Here is a 12,804-nt window from a genome sequence, read left to right as displayed (position 1 = left end):
GTTTTTCACAAGTTAAATAACGTGGCTTACTGATGATGGCGGTCATATTATATTTAAGCTTCACAAGATAAGCAGTGGAGCACACATAATATGATCGAAGGTGAAAAATATTATGTCAATTCAAAATTTAGTGGTGAACGGAGGCTTTGAGTCCGGAACCCTGTCTCCTTGGAGCGGAAGCAATTCGTCTGTGAACGGCCAATTTTCACATTCGGGTTTTTTCTCTGCCAGGATGTTGGGTGGGACTTCAACTTCGTTCATCGCTCAGTTTGTTCCGATTGAGCAGGGAGAAAGCGGGGAGTTTTTTGTTTCTTTAGCGAAGCCCGAGTTACTTCCTGCTCCTTCTGTGGCAATACAGATCACTTATTTTGACGATGCGTTTAATTTTCTTGGATTTGGCTTATTCGCAACTATTCCATCAAGCAGGATACCTGCTGCAGAAAATGGGACATGGCTTGAGATTTACAAAACAATCGAAGCGGCGCCACAAGGCACCACACAAGCGTTTATTTTAATCATTGACTTGCAGCAATTGGGAACAACAGATGTTTTAATTGATGATGTTGCATTGCTAGATGTAGATGGGGGTGTAGGCCCGACGGGGGCAACCGGCCCAACGGGAGCAACCGGCCCAACGGGAGCAGCCGGTCCAACGGGAGTGACCGGCCCAACGGGAGCAGCCGGTCCAACGGGAGTGACCGGCCCAAGAGGAGCAACCGGCCCAACGGGAGCAACCGGCCCAACGGGAGTGACCGGCCCAAGAGGAGCAACCGGCCCAACGGGAGCAACCGGCCCAACGGGAGTGACCGGCCCAAGAGGAGCAACCGGCCCAAGAGGAGCAACCGGCCCAACGGGAGTGACCGGCCCAACGGGAGCAGCCGGCCCAACGGGAGCGACCGGTCCAACGGGAGCAACCGGCCCAACGGGAGCAACCGGCCCAACGGGAGCAGCCGGTCCAACGGGAGTGACCGGCCCAACGGGAGCAACCGGCCCAACGGGAGCGACCGGTCCGACGGGAGCAACTGGTCCAGGCAGTATATTGGCTTCACCAACACAATCAAACATGCCTCTAGCATTAACAATTGATACAGAGTTGTCGGTTTTAGCAACAACAGTTTCCACTTCAGATGGGCAAAGTGTAAAGCTCGATTCAATGGCTGAAGTAGATATAATAGTAGGCCCAGCTGGGTTATTCCAATATAGTATTGTCTTTAGTTTTTATAGAAATGGGGAAGTTATTGCACAAGTTACTGAAGATAATCAAGGTGAAAAATCAACAGGATTGATTCGTCTGTATAGTGATATTCCTAATCTAACTTGGGTTGATAATCCGGGATCCGGGACGCAAACTTATGAGCTTAGAATAACGGTTACCGGTAATAACATTTTAACGGCTTCAGCCAACACCAGGTCATTAACCGCTGTAATATACGGTTGATTAAATAATTTTTCGAGCAGAATAAGAGATTTTATCAATTGATATTCTCAAAGCTCAGGTTTGGAGAGAGTAGAGTTCGGTAATGAGATTCAAAATTGACGGTAAATGTGTTGAAGCAATGAGTTAAATAACGTGACCGCATTATTGTAGAAAACATAGTATATGTTAGCTTTAACCTTGAAAAAGAGTTAAAGCAAATATAGAAAAAGGGAGGTTTAAATCCTAGATGTCGATTCAAAATGTGGTCATTAATGGAAGTTTTGAAAACGGGACACTTGCACCTTGGGTTGGGCAAAATGCTACAGTCACAACTCAATTTTCTCACTCTGGTTTTTGGTCGGCGAGGTTGCTGGGAGGGAATGTAGTTTCATATATCGCTCAATTTGCTCCAGTCGACGCAGGAGAAGGTTTAGAATTTCTTGTTTCCCTGGCAAAGGTTGGTTTTGCCCCATCTCCTCAAGTTCAGATTCAAGTCTCTTATTTTGATAGTTCATTTAACTTTCTAGGCCAAGGACTCTTTGTTAATATTCCTTTCAATAGATTACCAGTTGTCGAAAACAATACATGGCTTGAAGTCTATCAAACAACGACCCCGGCTCCAGCTGGTGCTACTATGGCTTTTATTTTAATTAATACTTTGCCGCAGGCAGGAACAGCTGATGTAATAGTAGATGATGTAGCTCTATTAGATGTAGAAGGCGGAGGAGTAGGCCCAACAGGTCCACAAGGTCCGACCGGCCCAACAGGTCCAACAGGCCCAGCAGGCCCGACAGGAGCGACCGGCCCAACAGGTCCAACAGGAGCGACCGGCCCAACAGGTCCAACAGGAGCGACCGGCCCAACAGGTCCAACAGGAGCGACCGGTCCGACAGGTCCAACAGGAGCGACCGGTCCGACAGGTCCAACAGGAGCGACCGGTCCGACAGGTCCAACAGGAGCGACCGGTCCGACAGGTCCAACAGGAGCGACCGGCCCGACAGGTCCGACAGGAGCAACAGGAGCGACAGGTCCGACAGGTCCAACAGGAGCGACAGGCCCAACCGGCCCAACAGGTCCAACAGGAGCGACAGGAGCGACCGGTCCAACAGGAGCGACCGGCCCGACAGGTCCAGCAGGAGCAACAGGAGCGACCGGCCCGACAGGTCCGACAGGAGCAACAGGAGCGACAGGAGCGACAGGTCCAACAGGAGCGACCGGCCCGACAGGTCCGACAGGAGCGACAGGTCCAACAGGTCCAACAGGAGCGACCGGTCCGACAGGTCCAACAGGAGCGACAGGTCCGACAGGTCCGACAGGTCCAACAGGAGCAACGGGAGCGACCGGCCCGACAGGTCCGACGGGAGCAACGGGAGCAACCGGCCCAACTGGCCCAACCGGCCCAACTGGCCCAACTGGCCCAACCGGCCCAACCGGCCCAACCGGCCCAACCGGCCCAACTGGCCCAACCGGCCCAACTGGCGGTGCAGCATTGCAACAATCCCGAAAGTTCCTTAATCAGTCAAGACTGAGTTAACTTCACTTTGTTTCTGGGACTCCATTATTATTGTGGCAGCAGCTATAACTATAGCATCTAAGACCTACAGTGTTTTAGGAGGGGTGCATGAAAGCCGTCGGCTTTCATGCGCCTCTTTTTTATGAAAAAAGGAATTCAAAAATAAGAGGACTGGCCGATAAGTATATGTCTTATCAGACAGCCCTCTAATTCATATGACATTCAAATGCAGTTTAGTTAGATTTATATCAGCAAATGATCCATCTCCTCTTTTAGGTGATCAATATCTTCCCTATACATTTCTTTTCCGGAAACCAAACTCAAATGAAAATAACTAAGCATTTTTTCTAGCAATGGCCGGACACACTTTTTCTTCGCTTCTTCGTCAAGGTGCCGTGTAAATCCGTTCTTTTGATACTCCTTTGCAATAGCTGCATAGACTTTTCCGATGGTAAAATATTTCAATTCCTTTCTGTGGGTTTCCTCAAGTTCGTTCCAATTGATATAAGGCAAATATACATCTTCACTAAAATGCTCAATAATATATTCCATCACATGAATGATAGACGGTATTCGTTTGTCTATATGATAAGTGAAATTTTTTTGGTGTCTCCGATAGCAATAAACAGGTTTATTTAAATAATGGTATTTCCAGCCGCGTTTAATATTGACGATACTATTCAATGTGTCACCGGCATATAGATTCTTACAATCGGCGACCCAGGAGTAGTTATGCTTGCGATAAAAAGACAATTTGAACAATCCTACCATTGGATACACACCGGACCCGCCTCTTTCAAACACACGACGTATCACTTCATCATCCGTATATGATTGGTAAGTCCAGCTTCCGATCGTTTTGCTATCAGCATCGACTAATAAAAAGTCTCCGTAAACATAATCTAAATTCTCTTGTTCATAAAAACATTCCATCAAATCATAGAGCACATTGTCATGCGCCAAAAAATCATCTGCGCTGACAGGCATTACATATTCACCTGTAGCTTCTTCGAAAATCTCTGTGAATGCCGTATCTGCCATGCCTGAATTTTCTTGATGGCATATCGTTTTTATGTTTGGATGCTGTTCTTTATAAGCATTTATTATTTCAATTGAACCGTCGGTGGAATGATCATCCACAATGATGATTTCCATATTCGGATACGTCTGATTCATGACAGACTGAACGCATTGGTCCAAAAAACGGGCGTAATTGTAATTGACGATTCCGACTGTGATTTTAGGCGGATTGAGAATGGCTGTGTGTACACTCGTTTTTGCCGGTTTTGCCAGCTTTGAGATGGTTTCTTCGATTTGCTTCATTTGTTTGTCAAACGAATAATGCTTTTCAATATAAGCCCGGTATTGAACGGAGGAATAGTCATGTTCAGTGACCATTTCGACCAGTTCATCAATCGTGTTCCATACAAATGCCGCATCGTAAATCGTTTTTGCACCGTAAAAATTGTGAACAAGTGGTTTGATTCCTTTTGCCATCGCTTCCATAACCGACATTTGCTGGCTTTCCAAAAGGCTTGTCGAAATGAGATAATGCTTATCTTCCAAGTATCGGTTGATATCGCTCTGCCAGCCGTCCATCTGGACGCTGTCCTGCAAATCCAGCTCTTCAATCATTTGTTTAAAATATAATTGATAGCGGATGTCTTGATACTGACCGGCGATAAACAATTTGTATCTTGGATCTTTGTCATGAATCGCTTTGAACGCGTGCAATAAAAGCATCGGCCCTTTTTTATAATTGATATAGCCGACACATGCGATATGAAACCCTTTTTCACGTTCAGTAAACGTATACTGGTCTAAGTTTACCCCATTTGGGATGGTGACGGCCTGTGTATTTTCCAGACTTTTCACTTGATTCACCACGAATTGCTCCATGTGTTTTCCGTCAAAAATCACTTGATCCACCGTATTCCAGCGAACTTGATGGATATACGCTGTAAAAGCTTCATAGCTGTGAAGCCTGCAAATTAATGTTTTTTGCTGTGCGAAAGGCAGCTTGCTTCCATAAACGATCAGGTTGTCACACCATTCAAACCAGCAAATATCCGCCCATTTCATGCCTTTATCGACTTGTTTCAGATCTGTAACCACCGCTTTTACTGTTCTGTATGAATCGGAAAGATGGTCGATTACAGGGTTGATAAACGTATCCAAATTCGGTTTGACAAAGAAAACGATTTTCGGCCGAACTTTTTCAATGCTCTGGAAAAGACTGCTTTTCTCCATATACAATTTCTTTTTCTGTGTGTGATTCATAAAAAAAGCAGCATCATCATACAGTTCACAAGCTTGTTGAATCCGTCCTTTCTTTTCATAAATCAAACCTAAACTGACGAGTATGACAGGATTAAATGGATCTGCTTTCAGTCTATCTTTGATGATTTGTTCGGCTTCCTCCCAGTTTTCTTCAGCCGTCACCCGGGTCATTTCATGTTCACCGGCGAGATCCAGTGAACGCAACAGTACATCGAGTTCATGATTTTGAGCCACCTCAAGCATCCTCCTATATGAACGAAATTTTCTCTAGTACTATCTATATTCACCGAAGAATGCGAAGTTGCCGTGATATTCATCCCCACTCTTTTTGAACTATGGCAATGGTACAAACAAGAAACCTGCTTCACTCATAATCTATTGAAGTGAAGATATCATGATAAGGAGTGAACATATTTGGTCACGATCAGCCTATGTATGATAGTCAAAAATGAAGAAGAAGTATTGGCAAGATGTCTTGATACCGTGAAAGACATCGTAGATGAGATCAATATTGTCGATACAGGGTCGACTGACAAAACGGTCGAAATCGCGAAAGAGTACACAGACCGCGTCTTTTTCTTTGAATGGATCGGCAATTTTGCGGCGGCCAGAAATGAATCATTTAAGCATGCCACAAAAGATTACATTCTTTATTTGGATGCGGATGATGTTTTGCTTGAAGAAGATCAAAAGAAATTAAAAGAATTGAAGGAAACGCTGGACCCATCGGTTGATTCGGTTTCAATGTACTATGACGCCGGTACAGACGAATACGGAAATGTGACGCTGAGATACCGCCGCAACCGTTTAGTGAAAAGGGAGAGAAACTTTAAATGGAGAGGCGACTGTCACCAGTATCTTGAAGTCTACGGGAATATCATCAATGCCGATATCTCTGTCACACATAAAAAAATCCGCCATTCCGTCGGACGCAACTTGAATATTTACCAGCAGAAAATTGATCGGGGCGACGAGTTTTCAGCGCGAGACTACTTTTACTATGGAAATGAATTGAGAGAAAACCGCCATTACGAAAAAGCAATCGAAAGCTATGATCAAAACATTGCCATGAAAGAAGGCTGGATTGAAGATAAAGTGTACGCCTGCATTAATAAAGCGGACTGCTACCGCTTTCTCGGAGATATGGAAAACGAGCTCAGATCGCTGTTCCAGTCTTTTGAATTCTCGAAAACGCCGCGTGCTGAGACGTGCAGCCGAATCGGCTACAATTTTCAGCGCAGACGGGAATTCCATGCGGCCATCTATTGGTATGATCAGGCGACAAAACTCGTTCCGGACTCCAATAAATGGAGTTTCAGCTATCCGGCCTACTACACCTGGTATCCTCATCTGCAAATGTGTGTCTGCTATTATAATTTAGGAGATTTTGAAAAATCGTACCAGCATAACGAAGCGGCACGGAAATATCGTCCAAATGATAAGTCAGTTCTTCATAATAAACAATTGTTAGAAGGAAAATTAGGAATAAACAAATAAAAAAACAAAAGCTTACTTGTCAAGTAGGCTTTTGTTTTTATTTTTACGATGACGGCGCACCGCATAAAAAATGGAAACCCCCCATCCGATCAATAAGGTGGCATAAATAGCGGCACTCCATAAAGCGGTGATAGAGCAGAAGAGAATCAGGGTCCGGACATTGGTGACGATAATAAAGCCTCCTACAAGGACTCCCAGCAAATATGCCGGCAAAATCCGCACAAGCCAGGCTGCAATAGGAGCTGCAACAATTCCGCCTAACATCAGGGCAATCGTCCATGTCCAATTCACTTCCTCCCAGCCTAATGAGATCAAAAAACCTGCAGTAGCGGAAACCGCAATTGCAAACTCGCTTGTATCCACTGTACCGACGGTTTTTCTAACGGAAGCTCCCTTTTTCGATAACAATACAGGGGTTGCAATCGGTCCCCATCCGCCGCCTCCGGTTGCATCGGCAAAACCCGCGGCTAACCCTAAAGCGATTGACTGTTTTCTTGTCAAATCAATCGATTTTTTCTGACTGCTTGGATGAAATTTAAATAGAAAACGAAACAGGATATATATCCCTAATATGAATAGAAACAAAGAAATAAAAGGTTTAACAACATCGCCGGACAGGCTGCTCAAAAAGCATGCCCCCGTAAATGCACCAACAGAACCGGGGATGATCAATTTATATAAAGCCGATCGGTCGACATTTCCAAATTTCATATGGGAAACACCTGAAGCGGCGGTGGTCACGACTTCTGCAAAGTGAATCGATGCCGAAGCTGCTGCCGGGGCGATTCCGAACGTCAGTAAAAGCGATGCCGAAGTAACGCCGTAAGCCATTCCGAGCGCACCATCAATGAGCTGAGCGAAAAAGCCTATCATTGCAAAGATCATCAGTTTTCTCATAGCCATACCCCTTGTGAAAAATAGGTGAGGACTAAATATATGATATCTAAGTTATTCTATGCTTCGATCGCTTCGCGGTGTGGTTAAACACCGGAGGTACTCTGTTAAATAATGAAGCTGTCTGAGAGATTCGGCGGTTTTAATGGGCGAAAGGACAGAGGTCTACTCCGGAAACCGGAATGAGCATATGATGATAAAAAGAATGTTGGAGGGATCTTAGCGATGTTATACCATACATTTCATGATCAGCATAAAAGCATAACAAAACATTTATTCGAGAACATTCAAGATACATTCACAATAGAGTTTTGGGCCAAGCCAGTTCCGGAAGTAAAGGAGGAACGGTATGCTGTGATACCAGTTTCCGGCGTAAATGGAGAAGGCGGTGGATCTTTTCTGGCCGGTGTTGGGATTTCACTTGGAGCAAACGGTATTACAGTATACGAACATGAAGCGGTTCTAACAGAGGCTTTGGCTTTTACCTTTCCCTCGCCTTTAAACGACTTGACACATATTGCACTGGTATACCATGATAAAACGCCCTTTCTATATATTAACGGGCAATTTGTTAAAAAGGGGAATGTCAGCACCTTCAAAACGGTTGTTCCATCGGGAGTTTTCAAGGGATCTGGCACCCGTGACTTTAACGGAAAACTTGATGAAATCAGAATTTGGAGTAAAGCAAAAACACAATCTGAAATTTTGGAACATATGAACAGAAAACCGGCTCAAAACGAACCCGGTCTGTTTGGCTGCTGGAAATGGAGTGAAGGCGGCAAAAAGATGGTCCAGGCTGCTGATGGAACAATTAAAGGTCCCGCAGTGAAAAAAACAAACCTAAAGATTCTCTTTACTTTTTTTGTGCCGAGCGGAGGTGTGGAAACATTAAACAGACAGCGTTTGTATGCTCTTCACCAATTCGGTGTAAAATGTGATTTTTTATATTTACAAGAAGGAACAGGGCTGCAAAACAAGGTGAATACCTCTATTTTTATAACAAATTATGAAGACGAAATTAAAGAGATCATCTTTAGAGAAAATTATGATGCCATTGTAGTCGGTTCAGACCTTCTTTTGCTGAAAACCATAAGAGAATTTGGATATCAAGGGCTGTTGATTTATGAAGTGCAAGGGCTGGGCAACAATAAAGAGTATGTAGATGAGTTTTTGGAGATCCATGCTTATTCTATCGTCAATGAATGCAGTGATGCGATTTTATATCCGCAAACACCGCATCTCCAGCAAGCGTTTGAAAAGTATTTTCCTGCAAAAAAGAAATTTTGTTTTCATAATTGCTTTAACACGAAGGAGTTCCACTATCAGACGCTTCCGAAACAAAACAACCCGATTATCGGCTGGGTGGGAAGGCTGGAAGAAAATAAAAATTGGAGGGATTTTCTCTCTATCGGAGCAAAGCTGATCCAGAAAAATGATTCCATTCAACTTTGGATGTTTGAAGACAGTACATTGGCGGAAGAAGAAGAAAGGAGCGCATTTGCAGAAAGAATAAACGAGCTGAATCTGAAAGAGCATCTGACCGTTTATGCAAACCAGCCGCATCAAAAAATGGCCGAATACTTTTCCATCATCGGCGATTCGGGGGGATTTTTATGCTCCACCTCTAAAGTAGAAGGGTTCGGATATGCCGTACTTGAAGCGATGGTTTGCAGGTGTCCCGTTCTGACAACCGATTCCGACGGAGTGCGCAGTTTTATTACCCATAATGTAACAGGGAAGTTTTTTGAACTTGGAGACATCCATCAAGCGGTACAAGAAGGGAAAGAACTCATTGCAAATGGTGTTTTAAGAGAAGAGATTAGACGGAATGCTCTGAAACACATTGAAGACCATTTCGCGCCGGAAAAATACGCGGAACGCTTCTTGAATATGATTCATGAGTTAAAACATGTCATTTAAAAAATCCCTTTGAAAGGGATTTTTTAGTTTTATAAAAACCGGGAACCTGATCTGAACGATTCCCGGCGATTTTTTGCTTTCTTTTTACCAGTTGTTATCTTTTTCGTACCCTAATTGGATCAGTGCTTCTCCCGCTATTTCTTTAAACGCTTGCTTGTGGCTTTCATTAAATTCCTCTTGCCAATCTCCTATTTTTCCTTTTCTAAATGTATCTGAAGCGCTGGAATGAATATTTTGTTTCATTTTTTGAAGCAATTGCTGCTTTGATAATTGTAATGACTGAAGATCTTCCCATAAGAAATCGATGATGTGCATGATCGTTTTATTTTGCGAAGCTTCATCGCGCATAAGGTCTTCAAACGTCACGATGCAGATTCCGGAAGCTTGCGCCCATTGTAAAAAGTTTTTTGTGAAGTCAAGTATATTTGGCAGCAAGCCAATTCCATATTCAGCTTGTTCTTCTTGATTTAGTGAAGCACCTTTTATGATCGCCATCAGCCGTTCTTCGTGATTTTTCAAATGATGTTTCATATATGGATTCCATGGATGATTATATTTGTTGATCATGACAAAATGGACGAGTGAAACGGCTATATCTCTTAAATCTCTATAGATAAATATTGTTTTGATATCTGTTTCATTTAATATTTTTTCCCGATCTGCAGAGTGTGCAAAGTGGCCTGTGGCTACGTATCCTGGTTTAAGATCTTTTAAATGCTTTTCTTCGAAAACCCAGAAATCGGTCCGTCTCATTCCCGGAATTCCGAGGATAATTTGCAGCAGTAAATGAGTTCCGCTTTTTGGTACGGAATTGACTAATACTTTCGGTAAACGAATCTGCTGCTTGTTTTGAAATAAGTTGATTTTCAAAATTGTTGTGTCATAAAGTTCCCCGAACTCGTAATCTTCTCCCAATATGACAGAACGGGTGCTCACAAGACGATATCCATTATCGATAATGGCAACCGGAGCTTGTTCTGATTCTTCTTTCGTGTCACAGCCTTTAATAATCATATCGTACAATGCGAGGATTGAAGACGGAAATGCACCTTTGCCATAAATTAAAGAGAAAGGCGTATCTGCACCAAGCATACCTTTACGTATAGCGTCTTTTTCAGTGGCGCCCGGTAATTCAATCAGGACAACCCTCGGATCTTCAATATTTTTCATTGTTTGGATAGCAGACTGATCCAATGTTCGATCGATAATGATCAGCTTATAATTGCTAAATGATTGCTCTAACAATTGCTCTAATTTTTCGATTGTTTTTTCAGACCCGTCTTGAACAGGATAAATAATGGTTAAAAGATAAGGAATGTTTCTTCGATTTCTTGCTTGATGTCTAGCGAGGTTAAAAGCATATCTCCATCTGCGGTGCTCTTCTTTTGAGTTTCTTAGTTTAGCAGATACACTCAGCGGGGAATTGGTTCGATATTCCATCAGCACTTCTTCGATAAAAACAATATCACAATGCTCTGTCAGGCGCAGCCAGTACTCATAATCCTCAACAGGTTCGAGGTGATATCCGTCTATCATAGCTGCAAATTGTTTCTTGTACATAAAAGATACACCGATAAAACAAACATCAAGAAGGTTTTCTTTCGGTTGATTTTGATACTTGTAAAATTCTTCTAAGCTTGGCTCTTTTAAATAATCCCCTTTATGGTCAATATGCCGAAAGCTGCTGAAAGACAGCCCGACATTGGCCGGGGCTGTTTCCAATGCATGCCGAAGCTTTTCAATGAAATCAGGATAATAAATATTATCACTTGAAACCCATGTGAAATATTTAACTTCTTCTATTTTCATCAAATAATCAAACCCGATGTTTAAGGTTTTTGCTACTCCTTCATTTTTTTCTTTAAGAATAATGTGAACCCTGTCGTCTTGTTTTGTTATATCTTTGATGACAGCTACAGTTTCAGGGGGAGCGCCGTCTGAAACGATGACAAAATAAAAGTTCTGATAGCTTTGCAGCAGAATCGACTGCAGGGCTAATGTCAAATATTCAGGAGTTTGCTTATAAACGGGCATCACTATCCCTACATCTCTCATTTCCATCCACCTTTCAAATGTATGATTTTTCAATCACATGTTTGAACGATAAAATTTCAAAATATCAGCTAGTGATGATTCCAGCGAAATAACCGGTTTCCATCCTAATTTCATTATTTTGGCAGGGTCCAGATCCGGTTTTGCTGATGTTTTTTCATTGTTTCGCGACTTGATCTCAAATTCGATTGCTGTCAGTTTTTTGTAAATATGGACCACTTCGTTAAGAGAATGGCTCCTGCCTGTGGCAATTACATAAACTTCTCCTGGTTCGCCGTTTGTTAAAAGGATTTCATAAGCACGGACCACATCCCGTACATCCAAAAAATCGAGCTGAACGTTTAAATTGTCAACTTCAAGGACCTTTTCTCCATTATTTTTTTCCATGTCGACAATGTTGCGAGCGAAAACCGAACAAACGCCTTTGGAAAATCCAGGTCCTATTAAATTCGACGGCTTGGCAATGATGATCTGCATGTTGTAAAGATGTTCCCATGTTTGAGCAACCAAGACTTGCAGTGTTTTGCTGAGGCTGTATGGATGTTGAAGAGTAGACAGATCTTTTAAATCAAACTGCAAAATGGAACCGGCAACACAGATTTTACATTCGGGACTTTCCTGACGAAGAGCGTCTATTAAATACAAAGTGGATAAAAGATTGTTTTCCAGTGTTGAAACAGGATCAAGCCAAGACTGCCCGACATGGTTTTGTCCGGCTAAATGAAGGAGATACTGAGGTTTTGTTTTTTTGATTAAGTTTGCTACCGCGTCTTTGTCTGTCAGGTTGCAGCGTTCAATTTTAATATTCCCTTCAGGTGCCTTGACCCTTGTTATGGCCGTAACATCAAATCCCGCCTGCGAAAAGTGCCGGCATGCGTGCCGGCCGGTAAATCCGCCCGCTCCGGTGATTAATATTTTAGGGAGCTGACTCATTGATATTTCATCCAATCTAGTACGATATGCCTTTGCGGATTGGAGAAAAAGAAATAGAATGTCATATTATCAAAATTCTCTTTCTGGAAATGATTTTGCTTTGCATGATAGCAACCTTCCTTTCTTTTCATTTTATGGTTGAAAATGCAGGATGGATTGAATGCCGGCTTCATCTCGTTTTCATGATGAAAAACGCTGTAAATCCTTATTCTATTTGTCTTAATATGTTATGAATTTCTTTTTTGATTGCTATAGGCTGTCTGTTTACTGCTATAAGCCGAAATTGACATTTAAAAAA

General features: G+C 42.8%; 7 protein-coding genes and 1 pseudogene. 4 read left to right on the top strand and 4 right to left on the bottom strand.

Translation table 11 applies throughout. From position 1 onward, the window contains the following. The first annotated feature begins 112 nt into the window (after positions 1–112). Both M654_RS19485 and M654_RS19480 read left to right on the top strand, forming a co-directional pair. Complete coding sequence (locus M654_RS19485) at positions 113–1,438, top strand: NTTRR-F1 domain (RefSeq protein ID WP_035428776.1); 1,326 nt, start codon at positions 113–115, stop codon at positions 1,436–1,438. Between the two features lie 226 nt (positions 1,439–1,664). Next, a pseudogene (locus M654_RS19480) lies at positions 1,665–2,858 on the top strand (NTTRR-F1 domain); the annotation flags it as partial. A 315-nt stretch (positions 2,859–3,173) separates the two neighbouring features. Here M654_RS19480 and M654_RS19475 read toward each other — a convergent pair. After that, positions 3,174–5,444, bottom strand: coding sequence for a glycosyltransferase (locus M654_RS19475; RefSeq protein WP_026589591.1), 2,271 nt, complete (start codon positions 5,442–5,444; stop codon positions 3,174–3,176). 180 nt (positions 5,445–5,624) lie between these two features. On the opposite strand from M654_RS19475, the gene M654_RS19470 reads away from it, so the two are divergent. Further along, positions 5,625–6,707 carry a glycosyltransferase gene (locus M654_RS19470; RefSeq protein ID WP_026589590.1) on the top strand — a complete coding sequence of 361 codons (1,083 nt, stop codon included), beginning with the start codon at positions 5,625–5,627 and terminating at the stop codon, positions 6,705–6,707. Positions 6,708–6,719: 12 nt separating this feature from the next. On the opposite strand, the gene M654_RS19465 is transcribed toward M654_RS19470, so the two are convergent. After that, complete coding sequence (locus tag M654_RS19465; RefSeq protein WP_026589589.1) at positions 6,720–7,604, bottom strand: sulfite exporter TauE/SafE family protein; 885 nt, start codon at positions 7,602–7,604, stop codon at positions 6,720–6,722. A 222-nt stretch (positions 7,605–7,826) separates the two neighbouring features. Between M654_RS19465 and M654_RS19460 the strand changes: the two genes are divergently transcribed. After that, a complete protein-coding gene (locus M654_RS19460) occupies positions 7,827–9,521 on the top strand; it encodes a glycosyltransferase (protein ID WP_081692884.1) in 1,695 nt (564 codons plus the stop codon). An 84-nt stretch (positions 9,522–9,605) separates the two neighbouring features. Here the strand turns inward: M654_RS19460 and M654_RS19455 are convergent, their stop codons facing one another. Next, positions 9,606–11,576, bottom strand: coding sequence for a glycosyltransferase (locus M654_RS19455; RefSeq protein ID WP_051290477.1), 1,971 nt, complete (start codon positions 11,574–11,576; stop codon positions 9,606–9,608). A 33-nt stretch (positions 11,577–11,609) separates the two neighbouring features. After that, the gene (locus tag M654_RS19450) at positions 11,610–12,506 is read right to left on the bottom strand and encodes an NAD-dependent epimerase/dehydratase family protein (RefSeq protein WP_026589587.1); all 897 of its coding nucleotides are present in this window, start codon (positions 12,504–12,506) and stop codon (positions 11,610–11,612) included. Positions 12,507–12,804: the final 298 nt, after the last annotated feature.

The organism is Bacillus sp. NSP9.1 (genome assembly GCF_000465465.2).
In the GTDB taxonomy this organism is placed as follows: domain Bacteria; phylum Bacillota; class Bacilli; order Bacillales; family Bacillaceae; genus Bacillus; species Bacillus sonorensis_A.
Note: the sequence above shows the minus strand (reverse complement) of the source record. Positions and strands in the feature narration are given on the sequence as shown.